18 protein-coding genes are annotated in these 20,926 nt (G+C 64.6%); 5 read left to right on the top strand and 13 right to left on the bottom strand.

Annotation, left to right across the window (positions count from 1 at the left end; all coding sequences use genetic code 11):
* Positions 1-59: 59 nt before the first annotated feature.
* The 4 genes from puuE to RS901_RS22005 all read right to left on the bottom strand — a co-directional run bounded on the left by puuE (position 60) and on the right by RS901_RS22005 (position 5,840).
* On the bottom strand, positions 60-1,049 hold the full coding sequence (gene puuE, locus RS901_RS21990; RefSeq protein ID WP_316157270.1) for an allantoinase PuuE: 990 nt from the start codon (positions 1,047-1,049) through the stop codon (positions 60-62).
* A 38-nt stretch (positions 1,050-1,087) separates the two neighbouring features.
* On the bottom strand, positions 1,088-1,822 hold the full coding sequence (locus RS901_RS21995; RefSeq protein ID WP_010810757.1) for an aspartate/glutamate racemase family protein: 735 nt from the start codon (positions 1,820-1,822) through the stop codon (positions 1,088-1,090).
* Between the two features lie 58 nt (positions 1,823-1,880).
* Positions 1,881-3,404: an NCS1 family nucleobase:cation symporter-1 gene (locus RS901_RS22000; RefSeq protein ID WP_316155844.1), complete on the bottom strand. Its 1,524-nt coding sequence runs from the start codon at positions 3,402-3,404 to the stop codon at positions 1,881-1,883.
* 273 nt (positions 3,405-3,677) lie between these two features.
* Positions 3,678-5,840 (bottom strand): TonB-dependent receptor, encoded by a 2,163-nt coding sequence (locus RS901_RS22005; RefSeq protein WP_316155846.1) that lies wholly within the window; start codon positions 5,838-5,840, stop codon positions 3,678-3,680.
* Between the two features lie 275 nt (positions 5,841-6,115).
* Here RS901_RS22005 and RS901_RS22010 point away from each other — a divergent pair, with 275 nt between their 5' ends.
* Together RS901_RS22010 and RS901_RS22015 are read left to right on the top strand one after the other, a co-directional pair.
* Entirely contained in the window at positions 6,116-6,382 is a 267-nt protein-coding gene (locus tag RS901_RS22010; RefSeq protein WP_078201222.1) for a type II toxin-antitoxin system RelB/DinJ family antitoxin, read from the top strand.
* Entirely contained in the window at positions 6,369-6,659 is a 291-nt protein-coding gene (locus RS901_RS22015; protein WP_316155852.1) for a type II toxin-antitoxin system YafQ family toxin, read from the top strand. The genes RS901_RS22010 and RS901_RS22015 overlap by 14 nt, the downstream gene beginning before the upstream one ends.
* 110 nt (positions 6,660-6,769) lie before the next feature.
* On the opposite strand, the gene RS901_RS22020 is transcribed toward RS901_RS22015, so the two are convergent.
* Both RS901_RS22020 and RS901_RS22025 read right to left on the bottom strand, forming a co-directional pair.
* Positions 6,770-8,446 (bottom strand): amidohydrolase, encoded by a 1,677-nt coding sequence (locus RS901_RS22020; protein WP_316155854.1) that lies wholly within the window; start codon positions 8,444-8,446, stop codon positions 6,770-6,772.
* 64 nt (positions 8,447-8,510) lie between these two features.
* Complete coding sequence (locus RS901_RS22025; protein WP_316155856.1) at positions 8,511-10,046, bottom strand: amino acid permease; 1,536 nt, start codon at positions 10,044-10,046, stop codon at positions 8,511-8,513.
* Positions 10,047-10,459: 413 nt separating this feature from the next.
* Here RS901_RS22025 and RS901_RS22030 point away from each other — a divergent pair, with 413 nt between their 5' ends.
* Together RS901_RS22030 and RS901_RS22035 are read left to right on the top strand one after the other, a co-directional pair.
* Positions 10,460-12,136: a phospholipase D family protein gene (locus tag RS901_RS22030; RefSeq protein ID WP_316155858.1), complete on the top strand. Its 1,677-nt coding sequence runs from the start codon at positions 10,460-10,462 to the stop codon at positions 12,134-12,136.
* Between the two features lie 101 nt (positions 12,137-12,237).
* A complete protein-coding gene (locus RS901_RS22035; protein WP_316155860.1) occupies positions 12,238-13,170 on the top strand; it encodes a LysR family transcriptional regulator in 933 nt (310 codons plus the stop codon).
* A 29-nt stretch (positions 13,171-13,199) separates the two neighbouring features.
* On the opposite strand, the gene RS901_RS22040 is transcribed toward RS901_RS22035, so the two are convergent.
* The 6 genes from RS901_RS22040 to ilvC form a co-directional block, all read right to left on the bottom strand.
* A complete protein-coding gene (locus RS901_RS22040; RefSeq protein WP_010810742.1) occupies positions 13,200-13,706 on the bottom strand; it encodes a DUF6630 family protein in 507 nt (168 codons plus the stop codon).
* A gap of 27 nt (positions 13,707-13,733) precedes the next feature.
* Positions 13,734-14,423: a helix-turn-helix transcriptional regulator gene (locus RS901_RS22045; protein WP_316155864.1), complete on the bottom strand. Its 690-nt coding sequence runs from the start codon at positions 14,421-14,423 to the stop codon at positions 13,734-13,736.
* Positions 14,424-14,506: 83 nt separating this feature from the next.
* A complete protein-coding gene (locus RS901_RS22050) occupies positions 14,507-14,875 on the bottom strand; it encodes a hypothetical protein (RefSeq protein ID WP_316155866.1) in 369 nt (122 codons plus the stop codon).
* A gap of 22 nt (positions 14,876-14,897) precedes the next feature.
* Positions 14,898-15,890: a PDR/VanB family oxidoreductase gene (locus RS901_RS22055; protein WP_316155868.1), complete on the bottom strand. Its 993-nt coding sequence runs from the start codon at positions 15,888-15,890 to the stop codon at positions 14,898-14,900.
* 73 nt (positions 15,891-15,963) lie between these two features.
* Positions 15,964-17,520, bottom strand: a complete 1,557-nt coding sequence (locus tag RS901_RS22060; protein WP_316155869.1) for a Rieske 2Fe-2S domain-containing protein — start codon at positions 17,518-17,520, stop codon at positions 15,964-15,966.
* A gap of 126 nt (positions 17,521-17,646) precedes the next feature.
* On the bottom strand, positions 17,647-18,663 hold the full coding sequence (ilvC, locus tag RS901_RS22065) for a ketol-acid reductoisomerase (RefSeq protein ID WP_316155870.1): 1,017 nt from the start codon (positions 18,661-18,663) through the stop codon (positions 17,647-17,649).
* Positions 18,664-18,840: 177 nt separating this feature from the next.
* Here ilvC and RS901_RS22070 point away from each other — a divergent pair, with 177 nt between their 5' ends.
* The gene (locus RS901_RS22070) at positions 18,841-19,524 is read left to right on the top strand and encodes a GntR family transcriptional regulator (RefSeq protein ID WP_316155872.1); all 684 of its coding nucleotides are present in this window, start codon (positions 18,841-18,843) and stop codon (positions 19,522-19,524) included.
* Between the two features lie 17 nt (positions 19,525-19,541).
* Here RS901_RS22070 and RS901_RS22075 read toward each other — a convergent pair whose 3' ends face one another.
* Entirely contained in the window at positions 19,542-20,861 is a 1,320-nt protein-coding gene (locus tag RS901_RS22075; RefSeq protein ID WP_316155874.1) for an MFS transporter, read from the bottom strand.
* Between the last annotated feature and the right edge of the window lie 65 nt (positions 20,862-20,926).

The following is a 20,926-nucleotide window of genomic DNA, read 5'->3' on the forward strand; positions in this document are numbered from 1 at the left end:
GAAATGGCGACGAAAGACGGCTATATCGTACACAAATATGGCGACACGGACGGCATTTGTCAGGCCGGGGCAACTTCCTCGCGCATCGTGCCCACGGCTGCGGCACCACCGGCGGCTGCGAACGGGTGCACCTGCGTCCAATGCCGGGCGATGTCGACACGGCGGCAGATCCACACCTTGTCGTGTCCCTGCACATAGTCGAGGAAGCGCTGCAGCGCGCGGAAGCGGCCCGGGCGGCCGAGCAGGCGGCAGTGCATGCCGATCGACAGCATCTTGGGGCTGTCCTGTCCGCTCGGGTCGCCTTCCTCGTACAGCACGTCGAACGCGTCCTTCAGGTACTGGAAGAACTGTTCGCCGGTATTGAAGCCCTGCGGCGTGGCAAAGCGCATGTCGTTGGAGTCGAGCGTGTACGGCACCACCAGGTGCGGCTTCTTCTCGCCGCCGGTGACTTCGACTTCGGTCCAGAAGGGCAGGTCGTCGCCGTAGTAGTCCGAGTCGTACAGCAAGCCGCCGTGCTCCACCACCAGGCGGCGCGTGTTGGGGCTGTCGCGGCCGGTGTACCAGCCCAGCGGCAACTCGCCGGTCAGGTCCTTGATGATCTGCATGCCGATGCGCATGTGCTCGCGCTCGGTGGCTTCGTCGATGCCCTGGTAGTGGATCCAGCGCCAGCCGTGGCAGGCGATCTCATGGCCCAGCTCGACAAAGGCGCGCGTCAGTTCCGGGTGGCGCTGCAGCGCCATCGACACGCCGAAGATGGTCAGCGGCAGGCCGCGCTTCTCGAACTCGCGCAGCAGGCGCCAGACGCCGGCGCGCGAGCCGTATTCGTAGATGCCCTCCATGCTCATGTGGCGGTCGGGGTAGGCCGCGGCGCCGACGATCTCGGAGAGGAACTGCTCGGAGGCGGCGTCGCCGTGCAGCACGCAGTTTTCGCCGCCTTCTTCGTAGTTGAGGACGAACTGCAGCGCAACGCGCGCGCCGCCCGGCCAGCGGGCGTGCGGCGGCCGGGCGCCGTAACCGATGAGATCGCGTGGATAGCGGGACTGGAGCATGGCGGTGGAGTCGGAAATGGATCGGGAAGTCATACGGTTCAGTTCAACGCATAAGGGGCCAGCATGCCCGCATACGCCTTGGGCAGCGGCCGCGCCCAGTCGCCGCGCTTGCTGGTGCCCAGGCGCACCGAAACCAGCGCCTCGGCCATCTTGACCGCGCACACCACGCCGTCGATCACCGGCGCGCCGATGGCGTCGGCGATCTCGTCGCACAAGTCGGTCATGCCGGCGCAGCCCAGCACGATGCATTCGCTGCGGTCTTCAACCAGCGCCTGGCGGCAAGCCTCGGTGATGATGCGGCGCGCGTCCGAGCCCGGGCGCTCCAGTTCCAGCACCGGCAGGTCGCAGGCGCGCACGTTGTTGCAGAAGCGCTTCATGCCGTAGCGCTCGGCCAGGTGCCAGGCGATATTGCAGGTGCGCGCCAGCGTGGTCACCACGCTGAAGCTGCTGCCGACCACGCTGGCCATATGCATGGCGGCCTCGGCTATGCCGATCACCGGCCCGCGCGCCACCTCGCGCGCCGCATACAGGCCGGGGTCACCGAAGCAGGCGATCACGTAGCCGTCCACGCCTTCCTGCTCGCCGGCCAGGATCTCGTCGAGGATGCCGGGCACGGACAGGGCCTCGTCATAGTGGCTTTCGATGGAAGCCGGTCCCATGCGCGGGCTGACCGCGCTGATGCGGGTGCCAGGTGCCGCCACGGCGACGGCGCACTGCCCAATCTTGTCGGTCATGCTCTGGGTGGTATTGGGGTTGATGATCTTCAGCTTCATGGACGCGGCTCTGCTAAGTGCGGTCGAAATCGTGCAGTCGAAAGAATGGTTCCGGGGATCAGGCCTGGCTGGCGGCGTGGCTGCCGAAGTGGCCGGGCATCATGCGCGGCGCCAGTTGCCGGTACAGCACCAGCGCAATGCCCATGCCGATAAACCAGCTGTAGTTGGCCGCGGGCTGCCACGCAGGCACCACCACGCACAGGATCGGGATGATGGCCGCCGGGATCATGGTGGTCACCGCCGCCGGGTTGAAGCCGTTGCGGTACCAGTAGCGGCCGCGCGGGTTCAGCGTGTACAGGTCGTCGACGTCGACATGCTGGCGGCGCACCAGGTAGTAGTCAGCAATCAGGATGCCGAACAGCGGCCCGATGAAGGCGCCCAGCACGTCCAGCGTGTAGTGGATCACCGCCGGGTTGTTGTACAGGTTCCAGGGCGTGATGAAGATCGAAGCCACGGCCGCGATCATGCCGCCGGTGCGCCAGCTGATGTGCTTGGGCGAGACGTTGGAGAAGTCGAATGCCGGCGAGACAAAGTTGGCGACGATATTGATGCCGATGGTGGCGGTCATGAAGGTGAACGCGCCCAGCAGCATGGCGAAGGTGCTGTCGAGATGGCTGACGGTTTCCACCGGGTCGGTGATCAGCTTGCCGAACACCGGCAGCGTGGCCGAGGTCGTGATCACGGTCAGCAGCGAGAAGCCCAGGAAGTTGACCGGCAGGCCCCAGAAGTTGCCGCGCCTGACTGACTTGAAATCCTTGGCATAGCGCGAGAAGTCGCCGAAGTTCAGCATCGGACCGGAGAAATACGACACCACCAGCGCGATCGCGCTCAGCATCACCGGCACCGCTTCCCAGCCGGTGTACTTGACGAAGCTCAGCGTGAAATTGACGTTCTCCCAGCCGGCCTTGTTCACCAGCCAGATCGCCAGCGCGATCATCACCACATACACCGCCGGGCCGGCCCAGTCGATGAACTTGCGGATGGTCTCCATGCCGGTCCAGAACACCAGCGCCTGCAGCACCCACAGCACCATGAAGGCGGCCCAGCCCAGCGTGGAGAGCCCGGCAAAGCCGTGCAGCTTCACGTCGGCATAGGGCGCCAGCGCGGGGAAGAAGTGCAGCGCCAGCACCAGGAAGGCGCTGGAAGCCAGGTAAGTCTGGATGCCGTACCACGCCACCGCGATCAGCCCGCGGATGATGGCCGGGATATTGGCGCCCAGCACGCCAAACGAGGCGCGGCAGATCACGGGGTAAGGCGTGCCGGTCACCTGGCTGGGCTTGGCCACCAGGTTGCAGAAGAACTGCACGATCACGATCCCGACCAGCAGCGACACCAGCACCTGCCAGCTGGTCAGGCCCAGCGCGAACAGGCTGCCCGCAGTGATGTAGCCGCCCACGCTGTGCACATCGGACATCCAGAAGGCAAAGATGTTGTAGGTGCCCCAGGTCTGCTTGCGCAGCGGCGCCAGGTCCTCGTTGGTCAGGCGTTCGTCATAACCCGGCTTGATCAGGGCGTTGCCGTGTGCGGCATGCCCCGCCTGCACCTGCGGTGCGTCTGCGGGCGTTGCGGTCGTTTGCATCATCTGAGTCTCCTTGCAGATGTGTGTCTTGACGATAGGCGACATGCGGCCGTTGGGCTCTTTGGTGTGCGCCGATGGAAAGTTGGTTTTTACTGTCTACTAAATTGTCTACAAAATTTATTGAATGTGTAGACGATGTTGTAGATCACGGGCTAGTGATTGTCAACATTCGTTTTCCCTGAAGTCGCCCGGCGCGGGAAGCCAGTTTTCGCCGGACGAAAAAAACCCGCTCCGGAGAGCGGGGTTCTGCGAGGCCTCGTTGCGTTCGGGTGAACCTCAATAAGCAATCCTCGCCGTCAGGCTCACGCTGCGCGGATCCGCCGGCTGGATGTAGTTCTCATACTGGAAGCCCCAGTAGCGCTTGTTGGTCACGTTGTTCAGCGCGGCGCGCAGCGTCAGGTCCTTGCCGGCGACGCGGGTGTTGTAGCTTGCGCCGAGATTGAACACCGTGTAGCCGCCGGCCTCCAGCGTATTGCCCGCGTTCAGCTTGGTACTGCCGGTGTACTTGCCATCGACACCAAGGCGCAGGCCCGGCACCAACGGCACGCGGTAGCTGATGCGTCCCGCCAGCACCAGGTCAGGCGCACCGGCGACGCGCTTGCCATTGTTGGCCAGGCCCTTGTCATAGTACGAGTCCAGGTACATCGCGCTCGCGCCGAATTCCCACTGCGAGCCCAGCCGGTACACGCCGGCCAGTTCCAGCCCCTGGTAGATCGAGGTGCCGTCCTGCTGGCGCGTCGGCACGCCGCCGTTGATGCTGTCGTACTCGGCGCCGCGCTCGATGCGGAAGGCGGCGGCAGTGGCGCTCCAGGCGGCCTGGTCGGCCTTGACGCCGATCTCATACTGCTTGCTGCGGATCGGGCTGAGCAGCTGGCGTGCGTTGGTGTAGCCATCCGGCACGATCGAGCCGGGCTCCAGCGCTTCCACGTAGCTGGCGTAGACCGTGGCCGTGGGCACCGGCTTGAACATCAGCGCCAGCGTGGGCGTGACCACGCCGTTCTTGCTGTAGCTGGAAGTCACCGGCACGTAGCCGTTCTGCTCGAAGTTGGTCACGCGCAGGCCGGCCAGCACCGACCAGCGCTCGCTCAGCTGCACGGTGTCGCTGGCGAACACCGACTTCTGCGTAATGTCGCTGTTGCGCACCTTGTTGAAGGCGGTCGAGCTGTAGTACGTGTTGGTATTGGGCTCGAAGATGTTGCCGGTGCCGATGACGGCGCCGAAGCCGTTGTTGTCATAGCGGTCGATCTGCTTCTGCCACGACAGGCCCGCCACCAGCTGGTGCCCGAACGGCCCGGTGCGGAACTTGCCTTCCAGCATCGCCTGCCATTGCCCCACCTGCTGGTTCTGCGCGGTGTCGTAGCGCTGGTCGTTGTAGTCGCCGGCCTGGTTCAGCAGGTTGTAGGTGCTTTCGTTGCGGCTGCGGTTGACCTTGGTGAAGCTGTAGTTGGTGCTGACCGCCCAGTCCGGATTGACCTGGTAACGCAGGCCGGTGCTGTACAGCTGCAGGTTGGTGTTCAGGTGCTGGTCGGCACCGGCGAAGTTGCGGATGCGGCCGGACACCGCGGCCGGCAGGGCCGTGTCGCCGTAGCTCCACAGGCTGAACGACGGCATCTGGCCAGTGGCGCGGCGGTCCTGGTAGATCGAGTCGAAGGTCCAGGTCAGGTCCCTGGTCAGGCGCGCATCCAGGCCCAGCGAGACGCTGTCGCGCTTGATATTGCGCGCGTTGTAGGGCGTGCCTTCCTCATGCGTCACGTTCAGGCGGTAGCCGAACATATTGTCCGGGCCGGCGCGCCCGCCCAGGTCGACGTGCTCGCTCCAGACATTGGCGGCGCGGTAGCCCAGTTCGAACGAGGCGGTGAAGGTGTCGGTCGGCTTCCTGGTGACGTAGTTGACGATGCCGCCCGGGGTGGCAAAGCCGTACATGAAGCCCGGCAGGCCCTTGAGCAGTTCCACTTGCTCCATGTGCTCGTAGGGCAGCGTGATGCCGTAGGCCACGAACGGCAGTCCGTTGATCTTGAAGCCGTTCTGCCAGTCGATCTGCAGGCCGCGCACGCTCAGGTAGCTGGACCAGCTGTTGTAGCCGTTACCGTTGTCGCTGACCGACGCATCCATCGCAAACACATCGCCCAGCTTGGCCACCTGGCGGTCGGCCAGGTCTTCGCCGGTGACGATGGTGGTGGAGTACGGGGTGTCGAGCTGCGTGCGCGAGCCCAGCGCGCCGGTGCTGGCCTTTTTCTCAAGCTGCAGGCCGGAATCGTCGACCGCCGAGGCGCTGACGGTCACCGCGGGCAGCGACTGCGTATCCGCTGGCGCCGCGGCTTGCTGCGCCAGCGCGGCGGTTGCCGGAAAGCCGGCCAGGACGGCCAGTTGCGCCAGCACGGCGAGGTGGCGGGGTTTGGGGGTGCGCAGGCGCGCGGCGCGGATGACTTGACGGCTCATGAAGGACAGCAGGAGGCAGGCGGGCCTGTATGTAAATGTAAATACAAATGCGAATTATTCGTATTTACGAAAAGGCCGAATGATGCTGGCGTTGAGATAGGGCGTCAAGGCACCGCGTGAGCTTTGTGGTTGAAAACAACGAGAAGGCGCGATCTAACTGGCGCTGTAGCTCATTTGAGCTACAATGTGAATACGTCTGGCATGGACAAATCTCAAACTGTCCGAGCTGTCCAGTTATCCGTTCCCCACTTCGCTATTGTTTGCAGGAGCCTGTCATGTCCGCTTCGACCTTTGTCCGCGCCCGTATCGACGTTGAAATCAAGGAAGAGGCCGCGATCGTTCTGGAAGCCATGGGACTGACGGTTTCAGACGCCGTGCGCATGCTTTTGACGCGCGTGGCACGTGAAAAGGCATTGCCTGTGGAACTGATGACTCCCAATCCAGCAACCATTGCGGCGCTAAAAGAGGCGCGGGCCGGTGGCCTCCGCAAGTTCGGGTCGGTGAGCGACCTGATGGCGGATCTCAACGATGAGGACGATTGAACGGACGACCCGATTCAAGCGCGATTACAAGCGCGAACTCAAAGGGCCGTTCAAGGCGCTGCTGCAAGGCCCGGCTGGTGACTGGTTCGCAATCCTGACTGCCTTGGCGAGTGACGTGTCGCTGCCGGACAAGTTCCGCGACCATGCGCTTGGCGGCCAGTGGAAGGATTTCCGGGATTGCCATGTTCGGCCAGACCTTTTGCTGATCTATCGGAAGCCGGACCCTTGGACACTGCAACTTGTCCGGCTTGGGTCGCATAGCGAGCTGGCCTTGTAGCGAGGTCCAGACCGCCAGCAAATGAAAAGCGCGCGGCACAATTAATGCCGCGCGCTCTTTTTCCAAGGACAGCAAGCCGCCGCGAATGGCGGCGTGCCGTGGATGACGGCTTAACGCTTGCCGTCCTTCACGTACACCCGCTCACCCGCCACCCAGGTCTCCAGCACCTGGGTCTTCCAGATGTCGGCAGGCTTGGCCTTGAACAGGTCCTGGTCGACCAGGATGAAGTCGGCCCACTTGCCGGCTTCGAGCGTGCCCAGCGTCTTCTCCTGGTGCTCGGCATACGCCGCGTCCAGCGTGAAGGCGCGGAATGCCTGCGGCAGGGTCATGGCCTCTTCCGGATGCCAGCCGCGGATCGGGCGGCCCTCATGGTCGGTGCGGGTAACCGCGGCGTGCAGGCCGTAGAACGGGTTGGCCGATTCCACCGGGAAGTCCGAGCCGCCCGCGATCACGGTGCCTTGCCTGAGCAGCGTCTGCCAGGCATAAGCGCCCTTGATGCGGTCCTTGCCGACGCGGTCTTCGGCCATGTTCATGTCGCTGGTGGCGTGCGTGGGCTGCATCGAGGCGATCAGGTCCAGCGTCTTGAAGCGCGGGATGTCCGGCAGCGCGATCACCTGCGCGTGCTCGACGCGGTTGCGCAGCTGGCGCCCGCCCACATCCTTGTAGGCCGCTTCCATGGCGTCCAGCACCTGGTGGTTGGTGGCATCGCCGATGGCGTGGATGTTGACCTGGTAGCCGGCCGTGAGCGCGGCCTTGACGGCGGCCTGCATGGCGGCGTCGCTCATGAAGAGCAGGCCGCTGTGCACGTGGTCGTCCGAATACGGCGCCATCAGCGCGGCGCCGCGGCTGCCCAGTGCGCCGTCGCCATACAGCTTGACCGCGCGCAGGTAGTAGCGGTCGTTGCCATAGCCCACCAGCGGCCCCTTGGCCGAGAGCGCCTTGAAGTCGTCGCCGGTGTCGCGGATCATGCCGTAGATGCGCGTGGTCAGCTTGCCCTGGTCGGCGAACTCGCGGTAGATCTTGTCTTCGGCAACGGTTACGCCGGCGTCGCCCGCGGCGGTCAGGCCGAGCGCGTTCATGTGCGCCAGCGAGGCGGCCAGTGCGGCGCGGCGGTCGTCGTCGCTGTACGGCGGGATCACGCTGTTGACCAGCGCCATGGCCTTGTCGACCAGCACGCCGGTGGGGTTGCCGTCGGCGTCGCGCTCGATGCGCCCGCCGGCCGGGTCTTTGGTGTCACGCGTGATGCCGGCCGCCTGCAGCGCCTTGGTGTTGAGCCACGCGGCGTGGCCGTCCACGCGCACCAGCCGCACCGGGCGGTCCGACACCGCCGCGTCCAGCTCGGCCGCGGTCGGGAAGCGGCCCAGCTTCCAGTTGACCTGGTTCCAGCCATAGCCCAGCAGCCACTTGCGCTGCGGGTTCTTGTCGCCATAGGCGCGGATCATGCCTTGCGCCTCGGCCAGGGTCTTTGTGCCGGACAGCGAGATCTCGGTGGCCTTGAAGCCAAGGCGGAACACATGGCCGTGGGCGTCGATCAGGCCCGGCAGCAGGGTCTTGCCCTGGCCGTCGATGCGTCTGGCATCGGGGTACTGCGTGCGCAGCGCGGCGGCGTCGCCGGTGGCCAGCACCTTGCCCTGGTCGAACACCAGGCCGGTGAAGCTGGTGATCTTGTCCTGCTTCAGGGTGTAGCCCTGCACCGATTCCACCAGCGTCGGCGCGGCGTGCGCGGACAGGCTCAGCGCCATGCCGGCGCCAAGCGCCAGCATGCTCATGCGGATTGCTCTCTTCAAAGCGTTGCTCCTTGTTGTTGTGCTTTTTTATGTACTGCTGGTTGTGAGCGCCCGGGAATGGCGCTTATTCACCGGTTGCCGGTACGGCGGCGCGCGCCGGGGCGGCATCGCGTCTGGCCGGCAGGGCGGGGAATTGCATCTCGGCATAGGACACGAAGCGCGTCTTGCGCGCAATGCGGTAGCCCAGCCAGATCAGGAGGAAGATCGGGATGCCGATATAGGTGGCGGCAACGCTGACCCAGTCGATCTTGCCGCTGGTGAAGGCCTGGTAGTTCTGCCCCAGCGTGACGATCAGGCACAGCGCAAAGGCGAAGATCGGCCCGTACGGAAAGAACGGCGAGCGGTAAGGCAGCCGGTCCAGGTCCAGCCCCTGCGCGACAAAGCCCTTGCGGAAGCGGTAATGGCTGACCGCGATGCCCAGCCAGGCGATAAATCCGGTCATGCCGGACAGGTTCAGCAGCCACAGGTAGACCGACCTGCTTTCGAACAGCGAGGTGAGGAAGCACAGCGCGCCCACCGCGGTGGTGGCCAGCAGCGCCATCAGCGGCACGCCGTTGCGCGTCAGCTGCGCAAAGATGCGCGGCGCGCGCCCTTCAGTGGCCAGGTTGTACAGCATGCGGGTGGAGGCATACATGCCCGAGTTGCCGGCCGACAGCACCGCGGTCAGGATCACCGCGTTCATCACGCCTGCCGCAAAGGCCAGGCCTGCATGGCGGAACACCAGCGTGAACGGGCTTACGCCCACGGTCTGCACGTCGTTCTTGAGCAGGTTCGGGTCGGTGTAGGGGATCAGGATGCCGATGATCAGGATCGCCAGCACATAGAACAGCAGGATGCGCCAGAACACCTGGCGCACCGCGCGCGGGATGTTTTTGGCGGGATCGGCCGATTCGCCGGCGGCGACGCCGATCAGCTCGGTGCCCTGGAACGAGAAGCCGGCGATCATGGTCACGCCGATCAGCGCCGGCAGGCCGCCGACGAAGGGCGCATCCCCGGTGGTCAGGTTGGCCAGCCCGTGCGTGGCCGATACATCGCCGCGCAGGATGCCGAAGATCATCAGCGTGCCAATGCCGATAAAGGCGATCACCGTCACCACCTTGACCAGCGCGCACCAGTACTCGGCCTCGCCGAAGCCGCGCACCGAGATCGCGTTGAGCAGGAACATCAGGCCTAGGAACAGCGCGCTCCACAGCACGCCGGGCGTGTCGGGGAACCAGTACTGCATCACCAGCTGGGCCGCGGCCAGCTCCACCGCGATGGTTACCGCCCAGTTGTACCAGTAGTTCCAGCCGAGTGCGAAGCCGAAGCCTTCATCGACATAGCGCGCGCCATAGGTGGCGAACGAGCCCGACACCGGCATGTAGGCCGCCAGCTCGCCCAGGCTGGTCATCAGGAAATAGACCATCGCCCCGATCAGGATATAGGCGGCCAGCGCGCCGCCGGGGCCGGCCTGCGCGATGGTGGCACCCGAGGCCACGAACAGCCCCGTGCCGATCGAGCCGCCGATGGCGATCATGGTGAGATGGCGTGCCCGCAGGGTGCGGCGCAGCGTCGGCGCGGGGGCGCCGGAAGAGGTGGGCTGGGAAGGTTGGCTTGACATCAGGATCCGGTCTGGGCGCGCGCCAGGACAAAAGGCGCGAAGGGGCGCAACTATGCCGGCATCGCGAAGAGGCGGCAAGCTGCGCCGAAGCGCCAGCCGCATGGGTCCCGGCGGCCCGCCGCCAGTGCCTCCTCCCGGTTCTACCGGCCGGTATATTGGGCGGCATCATAAGAGAAATCGCTGTGCAGGGAAAGCCGCTGCGCGGGCCGTGCGGCGCCCGGTGTGCCGCATCCGCCGCGTGGGGCGTTGCTTGTGCGTGAGGTGTAGGACAAACACCCGGCGCGGAACAGGAGCGGCACCGCTGTTGCGGCCACGGCGCACGGTATATCGTGCGAAGTAGCAGGCGCTGCATGCCGGACCGGCGCGCGGAGCCAGCCCCATCCCATCCCGCCCGCCGCAGGGGGACCTCACGGATGTTCCAGACGCTCTGCCATGTCCCGTTCGATGCCCGGCCACGCGGTGCCGCGGGGCATGCGGGCGCCAGCCCCTGCCGGGGCTTGCGCCGGATGACGGCGCTGATGCTGGTGTCCGCGCTGGCAGCCGGGGTGCTGGCAGGGTGCGCCAGCCTGCCGGCCTCGGCGCAGCGCACCCCCTCGAGCGCCCCGGCCAGTACCGCCGATACCCCGCTGGGCAAGGTGCTGGCGCCGCGCCTGGCGCAGCGCCCCGGCGAGTCGCTGTTCTATCCGCTGTCGTCCGGGCCCGACGCGCTCGCTGCGCGGCTGGCGATGGCGCGTGCGGCGGTGCGCAGCCTGGACCTGCAGACCTATATTTTCGAGACCACTGGCACCGGCGCCGCCGTGCTGGGCGACATCCTCGACGCGGCCGACCGCGGCGTGCGCGTGCGCATACTGCTGGACGACCTGCATACCGGCGACATGGACCAGATCCTGTCGGCCATCGATTCGCATCCCAACATCGAGGTGCGCCTGTTCAACCCGTTTGCCAACCGCAGCGTGCGCTGGCTGGAAATGCTGGCCGGCTTCAAGCGGCTGGACCGGCGCATGCACAACAAGTCGATGACGGTGGACAACCAGATGTCGCTGGTGGGCGGGCGCAATATCGGCGATGCCTACTTCTCCGCGCGCACCGACATGGACTTCAGCGACCTCGATGTGCTGATTGCCGGACCGGCGGTGCCACAGGTATCGGCCGTGTTCGACGAATACTGGAACGACCAGTCCTCATACCCGGTGGTGGCGCTGATCCCGGCAGGCAAGGAAGCGCCGGTTGAGATGCGCAGCCTGCGCAAGGGTCTGGAAGCACGCGGCGACCAGGCTATCGCCAGCCCCTACGTGAAGGAATTGCTGGAGTCGGGCCTGGCCAAGAGCATCGAGAGCGGCCATATGCCTGCTTACAGCGGCAAGGCTGTCGTGGTCTCCGACACGGCCGCCAAGATCACGCACCAGACCGATGACGATCCCGGGCACGCCACCGCCCGGCTCGAGAAAATGATCAACGGCGCGCAGAAGGAAGTGCTGCTGATCTCGCCGTACTTCGTGCCGGACGACGACGGCGAGGCCTGGCTGATCGCGCTGGCAAAGCGCGGCATCCGCGTGCGCATCCTGACCAACTCGTTTGCCGCCACCGATGTCAGCCCGGTGCATGCCGGCTATGCCCCGCACCGGCTGGCGCTGGTGGCCGCGGGCGTAGAGCTGTACGAACTCAAGCCCAGCGCCTACGCCGAACTGGCAAGCAGCGGCAAGGCCGCGCGGGGTTCGCGCTCGCGCTCATGGCTGTCGTCCAGCCGCGCCAGCCTGCATGCCAAGAACTACATCGTCGACCGGCGCCTGCTATTCATCGGTTCGCTCAACATGGACCCGCGCTCGGCCAAGCTAAATACCGAGATGGGCATCGTGCTGGACAGCCCGGCGCTGGCCGAGCGCATGATCAAGTCCACCGAGAACGCGCTGCTCGACATGACCTACCGCGTCGGCATGCAGACCGATGGCGACGGCGGCAACCGGCGCCTGACCTGGACCACGCGGGAGAAGGGGCAGCTCATGGTCTATGACAGCGAACCTGGCATGGGCCCGCTACAGCATCTGGGCATTGGCGTGCTGCGCGTGCTCCCGATCAAGGAAGAACTGTAGCTGGCGCGCTCGGTGATCCTGTTCGGTTAAGGGCCGCCGCCCACAGCGCCATTGTTCGCGCTGTGGGACAATCGCGGCGCACCGCAATGACGAGGCGCCGCATGAAGACAATCGAATGGAAGGACTGGGAGATTTTTTGCCGCGTGGTGGAAGGCGGCGGCTTCACCCAGGGGGCCGAGCTGGCCGAGGTACCCAAATCTTCCGCCAGCGCCGCGGTGGCGCGGCTGGAAAGCCAGCTTGGCATCCGCCTGTTCGAGCGCACCACGCGCCGCGTGCGCGTGACCGAACGCGGCCAGCGCCTGTATGAGCGCGTGGCGCCGCTGTTTGCCGAACTCCATGACATCAGTGCCGAGGCCACCTCGGACAGCGCCGAGGTCAGCGGCCTGCTGCGCATCTGCACCCCGTATGAAGTCGGCTCCCAGCATCTGTCCGAAAGCCTGACGCGCGTGCTGCGCGCCCACCCGGGCCTGCGCGTGCAGGTCGATGTCAGCTGGGACCAGCCCGACCTGATCCGGCACGGCTATGACCTCGCATTCGTGATGACCGACACCGCGCTGCACGACACCTCGTTCGCCAGCAAGCGCGTGGTGCTGATTGAACGCGCTTTCTATGCCGCGCCGGCACTGATCAAGGCGCGCGGGCTGCCACGCACGCCGCAGGACCTGCAAGGGTGGCCCACGCTGGGCAACGCCGACGACCGGCACTGGGAGTTCCTGCGCGACGGCGTGGAGATTGCACGCCTGGATGTCGAGCCGCGCATCTGCACCCATAACGCCGAGCTGCGGCTCAAGGCGGCGCTCGACGGCCTGGGCGTGACGCGGCTGTCGCCGCGCTTCGTGCAGGATGCGGTCGGGCAGGGGCAACTGGTGCGGGTGCTGCCGGGCTATGCCTCATCGCCGCTGAAGGTCTACGTGCTGATGCCGGCGCGCAAGCTGATGCCGGCCAGCGTGCGGCTGCTGCTGGACGTGCTGGAGCAGACGCTGGGGGTGCCGGAGGTGCGGCGCCCGGCCGGCAAGCGGCGGGAGACCCCTTAGCTGCCACGGCCTCCGCTCGCAGGCATCGGTCAATAAGGCTGCTCGGCCGGGCGCACATCAAAGTGCAGCACTTCGGCAAGATCCAGCATCTCCTCATCATCCTCGCTGCGCGTGATCCAGCCGCCGTAGGCGTCGCCGCCCGTATCCCAGTTCCACAGCGTATAGCCGGCCACACGCAACTGGTTGTGCGCCAGCTCCATCAGTTCGGGCACGCTGGTGGTCTCCAGGAAGGCTTCTTCCTCGGGGTCATCGCTGCCCCAGTCGATCTCCAGGTCGATCCGTTCGCACAGCTGGTTCAGGCAGCCGATAAAGGACTGGGCATCCTTCCAGTCGACAAAGAACCCGGACTGCCAGTCGATGACCTCGCGGATCACCCACAGCAGTTCCTGGCCATCGGTGTCATCGTCCTCGGCATCGAGCAAGGCGTCTTCAAACATCGACAGCTGCGCCGAGGTCTGCGCGCTGTCGCCAAGGTTGATCAGGGCGAAGAAACGCGCAATCGCGTCCTGCGTGTCGTCGTCCAGTGGTGTGGCCATCTTGATTTCTCCTGTTGCTGCGGTCTCCTAGGCCGCGATGCGCATGATCTCGCGTTGGCCGGCCGGTGTCACGCGCAACGCGCGCGAGGTGCGCGTGGGCTCGACCCAGCCGCGCGCCAGCAGGCTGCCCAACAGCGCCGCGCCCAGCGCGCCGCCCAGGTGCGGCTTGCGCTCGCTCCAGTCCGGGCAGGTGCAGGCAAACTGGCGCCGCTTGCGCCGGGCGGCCTCCACATCCACGCCCAATCCTGCCAGCGCCTGCGCGCCGTCGCCGCTCAGGTCTACGCGCTGTCCATCCAGCATCAGCCAGCCTGACTGCGTCATCCGCTCGAACAGGCCCACCGCCAGTTCTCCCGCAAGGTGGTCATAGCACGTGCGCGCCTGGCGCAGCGCCGGTGGAGCGGTGCGCGATACCGGCACGTCGCGCAGCCGCGGCGGCTGGCTGGCCAGCGACGCCGAAGCCAGCGCCTCGATTGCCACGCCGATCTCCGGCGCGGCCAGGCGGTAGTAGCGGTTGCGCCCGCGCGTCTCGGCCACCAGCAGACCGCCTTCGGCCAGCCGGGCCAGGTGGCCGCTAGTGGAAGAGGCCGACAGCCCTGCGATCAACGCCAGCTCGCCGGCGGGCCGGGCGCTGCCGTCCATCAGCGCCCACAACATGGCCGCGCGGCCGGGGTCGGCGAGCAGGGCGGCGAGCTGGCTGATGCCCGGCGTGTAATCCATGGTTTGGCTCCGGATGAAATGTGTCATGCGGAGTATAGGAGATGGGCAGGTCGTTTGGGCCGCGCTAATTAAGTCCTTGCAAGCTAATTAAGTTCTTGCAAGCGAATTAAGTCCTTACCAAGAGACGGAACCGGCGCAAGGCACGAAGGCGAAAGTCGGTCAGTGCATTCGACGATGCGCGTTCCCTTCCAAGAGACCAACAGTGAGCTTGACAGGACGATGGCAGGCGCGATTGGCTTGCATTCAGTAGACTGCAGTGCAACTTTGAGCAACGCCAGCCGAGCGCAACGCTCGGCGCCACAGTGTTGGGAACGCTTATCGACCGCGCGTTCAATGATGTCCTGCAACGAATAGCCGGCACGTCCCCATGCGGGGTCGACTACGGCTGCGGCCCCGGAAGCCAAAGCACAGAAGAGAAGAACGAGCGCGAAAGTGCTGCTGTCGCTTTGCATGGTCGAGTTCCGTCGAACAGGACTACAGATCCAGGACGAGGGTGCCACCACAACCACGTGACACACATGGCGTCATGAAGCTTTCTCGCTCCCCATCATCCAAGATGAAGTCCTGGTGGTCGACTTCACCTGAAAGGTGCCGGACCTTGCACGTACCGCACAGACCGGATTGGCACGAAGTCTCAACGGGCGCGCCGGCTTGCTGCAGAACTTCGGCCAGGTTCTGGTTGGGTGCGACGGTCAGCAGCAGGCCTGAGCGGGCCAGTTCGACTGCATAGCCTTCCGTGGACTGACTGCCTTCACCGGACGCCTTTTGCACCGGGGCCTTGAAGTGTTCGCAGTGCACCGATCCCGGTGGCCAGTGCGCTGCAGCCTGCTTGCAGGCCTCCATAAAGCCGCCGGGCCCGCAATAGTAGATATGGGTATCGGGCTCGGGGTGTTCGAGCAGCTTTGCAATATCCAGGCCGTTCTTGGGATTGCCGCCGTCAAAGTGGCATTGGACCGTGCCGGTCCTCGCCATGCCCCGCAGCTCGGCTTCGAAGGCTGCGTACTCGGGGCCTTTGGCGCAATAGTGCAACGCATAATCCCTGCGCTCCGCTTCAAGCTGGTGAACCATGGCTTTGAGCGGCGTGACACCGATGCCGCCTGCAATCAGGATGACCTTCCTTGCGCCTTCGGCGAGCGGGAAATTGTTGCGAGGCACGCTCACCCTGACCCGGTTGGGAACACGCAGGGATTCGTGCATCCCCCGGGATCCGCCGCGTCCTGACTCGTCCCGCAGGACAGCCACGACATAGCGATGGCGTTCTTCCGGACTGTTGCACAGCGAGTATTGCCGGATGACACCTGGGGCGATGTGAACATCGATGTGGGCGCCGGGAGTGAAGGCGGGCAGCTCGCTTCCGTCGGGATCGACGAATTCGAAGGAATTGATTCCGGCGGCTTCCATGCGAACCTGCCGCAGGACCAGTTCAAGGTGGGTCAGCGCTTCGCGCTCATGGGTGGGGGCGTTCATATGGAACCTCAAGTCTCCAGGTACACCTGCCGGGCGGTTCAGTGCCGCCCGGCGATTTCAATCAACGGCTCGTTCAAGCCTTGAGGCTTTGTTCCAGTTCATCGAACTTCGCCTTGACGAACGCCGCGCGAGCCTCGCCTTTGAGACTGTCGGCCTCGGTCAGGATGGTGACCGCCTTGCGCGCCAGCAGGCGTCGGTTGGCGACCTCCTGCTCCATCGTGTCGGCCTGAGGCAGCGCGAAGACGTTGCCCGAGCAGTAGCTGTTCGGGGCGCCGTTGACCTCTCGCAGCCATTCCGCGAAGCCCTGGGCTGCGGCGGCGGCATTGTTGCCGCGCACGGCATCGCGCAACATCTTGCGGAAGGCAAACAGACCGGCGTCGAACTTTGTCGGATTTTCCAGGGAATGCACCGCGATCGGACGCTGGCTGATGATGGCTTCATAGTCGCCCGGTGCGTACTGCGCGTTCTTGTAGTTCTCGCGTTCACGGTGGTTCGACGGAATCGGCGGCATGTCCTCGAGCGTGTACTTGCCGAAGCGTTCAGGGCGGCGCATCGCGACCTGGCCGTCGAGAAAGTCGATGCTCTCGTAGCCGACCAGGCGCTTGTCGCCCACGCCGCGCGTATCGATGCCCGGTCCCATCACACGCCAGCCGATCATCTTGCTGTTTTCGTCGTCGACGGGCACCGTCCAGCGAATGATGTGAAACCGGCTGAACAGTTTCTTCTGCGAGCCGTCCTCCGACGTGTACGCGTGCAGGCTGAGATTGGGCAGCACCTGGTGCTGGATGCGCAGGAACATCTTGTCCTTGTCCACGCGGCGCGCGCCGGCGCAGGCCAGGCCGCGGCCGCCGTGGACGGGAATGAACTGCATGTCGGGCGCGACTTCCATCGATGCGGCGCCGACCTCGTCGAAGGTCGTGCTCTGGAACTTGCCACCCACCACGTTTTTCGCGGCATGCAGCGCGGTGGGGTGGAAGTTGTCAGCGGCGTTGTCCTGCACCTGGAGCCAGTTGCAGTGCTGGAAGTTGCTGTAGGCCACCAGCTCATCCGTCGGCAGCACCGTGAAGTCCTGCTCCCACTCCGGGAACGGTGGCTCTTCCTCGGGCGGCCCCATGTAAGCGAACACCAGCCCGTTGCGCTCGATGGCCTTGTATGCGCCCTGGCGGATCGAGCAGGCGTATTTCTCCGCTTCTTTCTCCTCGCCTTCGGGGAAGGGCACATGCAGGCAGGCACCGTCGACATCGAACACCATGCCGTGGTAGCAGCACTTGAGGCCGCGTTCCTGGATCGCGCCATATTCAAGCGACGCGCCGCGGTGGCAGCAATGCGCGTGCAGCACGCCCACGCGGCCGCTGCCGTCGCGGAATGCAACCAGTTCCTCATTGAGGATCTTCAGGAAGCGCGGCGTATCGGTCAGCTCCATCGACATGCAGACCGGATGCCAGAAGCGGCGCATGTATTCGCCCATCGGCGTACCGGGACCGGTCTCGGTCAGTTCCGGATCGTGGTCGGGCACACGGTTGGTGTAGTAGCCGCCGAAGGGGATCAACTTCTTGACGACGGGGGTGTTGGCGGCATTGCCTCCGGTGGTCTTGCCGGCGTCATGCTTGTCGAAAGGTGTGGTGGCCATGGTAAGTCTCCTGTGGGTATCGGACTATCTTTGACTACTGAGTTCTGAACTCTGTATACAGAGTTTAGTTGCGCGATTTCGCCCTGTAAGTTGGGGTATACGTGAAACCGGGGCCTTACCGAGTGATCAGTTCCTGGCTTTGTCGACCAGGGCAGACTTGCGAATCCACGGCATCATCTCGCGCAGCTTTTCCCCAACGACCTCGATCGGATGCGCTGCCGTCAGCCGCCGGCGGGATTGCAGTGTCGGGCCTCCGGCCTGGCTCTCGAGGATGAACGATTTCGCGTACTCGCCCGTTTGAATGGATGCGAGCACGGCCTTCATGGCGGCACGGGTGTCATCGGTGACGATGCGCGGGCCGGTCAGGTATTCACCAAACTCGGCGTTGTTGGAAATGCCGTAGTTCATCGTGCCGATGCCACCCTCGTAGATCAGGTCGACGATCAGTTTCAGTTCGTGCAGGCACTCGAAGTAGGCCATCTCCGGGGCGTAACCTGCTTCCACGAGCGTATCGAATCCGGCCTTGATCAGCTCCACCGTTCCGCCGCATAACACCGCCTGTTCACCGAAGAGATCGGTCTCGGTCTCCTCCCGGAAGTTGGTTTCGATCACGCCGGAACGGCCGCAGCCGATGGCCGTGGCATAGGCCAGAGCGATATCCCGTGCGCGACCGGAGCGGTCTTGCGCGACGGCGATCAGTCCTGGGACGCCGCCGCCTTCCGCGTACGTCGCGCGTACCGTGTGACCCGGCGCCTTGGGCGCGATCATGACGACATCCAGGTCCGTGCGCGGTATCACCTGCCCATAGTGGATGTTGAAGCCGTGCGCGAATGCCAGCGTGGCGCCTGGGCGCATGGCCGGTTCGATGACCTCCCGATAGACCTTGCCAATGGTCTCGTCGGGAATGAGAAGAATGACAAGGTCAGCGGCGGCGGCCGCTTTTGCCATCGTGGCAACTTGCAGGCCTGCAGAGGCAGCCTTTCGCCAGGACTCGCCTCCCTCGCGCAGCCCGACCACAACGTTGATGCCGCTGTCCTTCAGGTTCAGGGCATGGGCATGGCCCTGGGAGCCATATCCGATCACGGCGACCTGTTGGTCGCGCAGAAGTGACATATCAGCATCTTTGTCGTAGAAAACTTTCATGGGTCTGTTCCTGTCGATTACTATACTTTTGAGTCTGAACTCTGTATTCAGAGTTCAGATTGTTGGTGCCAAGGCTTCGCAAAGTCAAGGAGGTTGTTGGAAGCCGGCACGATGGCATTGCATGGAGAGCGCCGTTAAATCAAAATGAACTGAATACAGAGTGCAAAGGGCAGTGCCATGGCAACCACTTTTCCAAAGATTCAATCCCGTCCCGACTTCGTGGATGAGGTGTACAAGATGCTTCTTGATGCCATCAGCGATGGCACGCTGGCCCCCGGAACCCGCCTCACGCAGGAGGAAATCGCCGAGCAGATGCAGGTGTCGCGTTCCCCGGTCATCCAGGCGCTGAGGATCCTCAAGAAGGATGGTTTCGTGCAGGACGCGCCTGGGCGCGGTGTACTTGTCACGCCGCTGGACGCGGTCTCGATCGGCCACCTCTATGAAATCCGTGGTTCGCTGGATGCGCTGGCTGCCCGGCTCGCCGCGAAACGGCACTACAAGCTCGATCCGAAGATCATTGCGAATGGGCGCCGCGCGACGCAGGGTAAGGACGTGAAAGCCATGATCGACGCGGACATGGAATTCCATCACGCCATCTATCGCGCCGCGGGCAACCCGTTCCTGGAACAGAGCGCGCAGAATTACTGGGTACATCTGCGTCGGGCCATGGGTGCTGTCTTGCAATCCTCGGCGCAGCAACGCAAGACGATCTGGGACGAACACGAAGCGATCGCCGAAGCCATTGCCGCTGGGGACGCCGCGCGCGCCGCGGAGCTCACTGATCTGCATACGACCCGCGCCAGGGAAAATCTGACCAGCCGCCTGGACGAGTATTTGGGCGACACGCGCCAGACGGCATAGTCAGGTTGGCGCCAGCGTTACCGGTTGTCCGGCCTGTCGATATTGACCAGACGCGCGGGTACTGTGAACACCAGCAGGCCGCCAATCACCAGGCTTCCAGCCAGTACCAGCACGCCGTTGCCCGTCGTGCCGGTGTTCGTTTGCACCCAGCCGATAAGGTACGGGCTGATGACCCCGGAGATGCTGCCCACGGAATTCGCCAGCGCGATACCCGCCGCAGCGGCCGCGCCACCGAGGATGGCCGGGGGCAGCGTCCAGAACTGCGAGATGGTGGTCATGATCCCCATCGTGCCGATCGTCAGTGCCAGCATTGCCACGGCGGTGTTATTTGCGTATGCCACGCTGATGCACAGGCCGAGCGCACCCACCACGCCAGGCACGGCCAGGTGCCAGCGCCGTTCGCCGCGGGTATCCGAGCTTTGGCCGACGAGAATCATCGAAGCCGTGGCGGCGGCGTAGGGGATCGCGGACAGGAGGCCGATGTCGAGAGGGTCCGAGACACCGCTGGCCTTGACGATGGTTGGCAGCCAGAAGCTCACCCCGTATAGCCCCATGGTGAAGAAGAAGTAAATCAGGCTGAGCAGCAGGATGCGGGGATTGGTCAGCCCATCGCGTACCGAATGCAGCGCGTGCCCCTTGCTTTCCGCGGCCAGATTCGTCTCGATCATGGTCCGCTGGGACGCACTCAGCCACTTGGCATCCGCGACCTTGTCATCCAGGTAGAAGTAGGCAATGACGCCGACGAGTACCGTGGGAATACCCTCCAGCAAGAAAAGCCATTGCCATCCGGCCATGCCGTGCGAGCCGTGCATGGCGCTCATAATCCAGCCAGACAGCGGGCCGCCGATGACGCCGGACATCGGAATGCCGGTCAGAAACAGCGCGGTGACCTTGCTTCGGCGCGATGCCGGAAACCAGTAGGTGAGGTAAAGCAGAATCGCCGGGATAAAGCCCGCTTCGGCCACCCCTAGCAGGAAGCGCATGATGTAAAAGCTTGTGGGGCTTTTCACAAACATCATGGCCGCGGAGATCAGCCCCCAGGTTACCATGATGCGTGCGATCCAGCGTCGCGCACCCACGCGCAGCAGGATCAGGTTGCTGGGCACTTCGAACAAAAGGTAGCCGACAAAAAAGATGCCCGCGCCAAGCCCATAAATCGCATCGCTCAGGCCAAGGTCCTGCATCATCTGCAGCTTGGCGTAGCCGACATTGATGCGGTCGAGGTATGCGCACATATAGCAGAGGAACAGAAACGGCAATAGCCGCCACATGACCTTTGCATAGGTAGCCGATTCGGTGGCGACGTAAGGCGTCGCCACGCTGGTTGTGGTTTGCATGGTTGTCTCCTTGGGGCTGTATTTATCGATCTGGAGCGAGGCCGGCCCTGGCATTGCGCCACGGT

Source organism: Cupriavidus sp. BIC8F (assembly GCF_032465815.1).
Lineage (GTDB): Bacteria > Pseudomonadota > Gammaproteobacteria > Burkholderiales > Burkholderiaceae > Cupriavidus > Cupriavidus necator.

What these genes read in the sequence shown, in the direction of transcription:
- puuE (WP_316157270.1), bottom strand. Translation starts at nt 1,049, where the DNA reads ATGCTCCAGTCCCGCTATCCACGCGATCTCATCGGTTACGGCGCCCGG.
- RS901_RS21995 (WP_010810757.1), bottom strand. Translation starts at nt 1,822, where the DNA reads ATGAAGCTGAAGATCATCAACCCCAATACCACCCAGAGCATGACCGAC.
- RS901_RS22000 (WP_316155844.1), bottom strand. Translation starts at nt 3,404, where the DNA reads ATGATGCAAACGACCGCAACGCCCGCAGACGCACCGCAGGTGCAGGCG.
- RS901_RS22005 (WP_316155846.1), bottom strand. Translation starts at nt 5,840, where the DNA reads ATGAGCCGTCAAGTCATCCGCGCCGCGCGCCTGCGCACCCCCAAACCC.
- RS901_RS22010 (WP_078201222.1), top strand. Translation starts at nt 6,116, where the DNA reads ATGTCCGCTTCGACCTTTGTCCGCGCCCGTATCGACGTTGAAATCAAG.
- RS901_RS22015 (WP_316155852.1), top strand. Translation starts at nt 6,369, where the DNA reads ATGAGGACGATTGAACGGACGACCCGATTCAAGCGCGATTACAAGCGC.
- RS901_RS22025 (WP_316155856.1), bottom strand. Translation starts at nt 10,046, where the DNA reads ATGTCAAGCCAACCTTCCCAGCCCACCTCTTCCGGCGCCCCCGCGCCG.
- RS901_RS22030 (WP_316155858.1), top strand. Translation starts at nt 10,460, where the DNA reads ATGTTCCAGACGCTCTGCCATGTCCCGTTCGATGCCCGGCCACGCGGT.
- RS901_RS22035 (WP_316155860.1), top strand. Translation starts at nt 12,238, where the DNA reads ATGAAGACAATCGAATGGAAGGACTGGGAGATTTTTTGCCGCGTGGTG.
- RS901_RS22040 (WP_010810742.1), bottom strand. Translation starts at nt 13,706, where the DNA reads ATGGCCACACCACTGGACGACGACACGCAGGACGCGATTGCGCGTTTC.
- RS901_RS22045 (WP_316155864.1), bottom strand. Translation starts at nt 14,423, where the DNA reads ATGGATTACACGCCGGGCATCAGCCAGCTCGCCGCCCTGCTCGCCGAC.
- RS901_RS22050 (WP_316155866.1), bottom strand. Translation starts at nt 14,875, where the DNA reads ATGCAAAGCGACAGCAGCACTTTCGCGCTCGTTCTTCTCTTCTGTGCT.
- RS901_RS22055 (WP_316155868.1), bottom strand. Translation starts at nt 15,890, where the DNA reads ATGAACGCCCCCACCCATGAGCGCGAAGCGCTGACCCACCTTGAACTG.
- RS901_RS22060 (WP_316155869.1), bottom strand. Translation starts at nt 17,520, where the DNA reads ATGGCCACCACACCTTTCGACAAGCATGACGCCGGCAAGACCACCGGA.
- ilvC (WP_316155870.1), bottom strand. Translation starts at nt 18,663, where the DNA reads ATGAAAGTTTTCTACGACAAAGATGCTGATATGTCACTTCTGCGCGAC.
- RS901_RS22070 (WP_316155872.1), top strand. Translation starts at nt 18,841, where the DNA reads ATGGCAACCACTTTTCCAAAGATTCAATCCCGTCCCGACTTCGTGGAT.
- RS901_RS22075 (WP_316155874.1), bottom strand. Translation starts at nt 20,861, where the DNA reads ATGCAAACCACAACCAGCGTGGCGACGCCTTACGTCGCCACCGAATCG.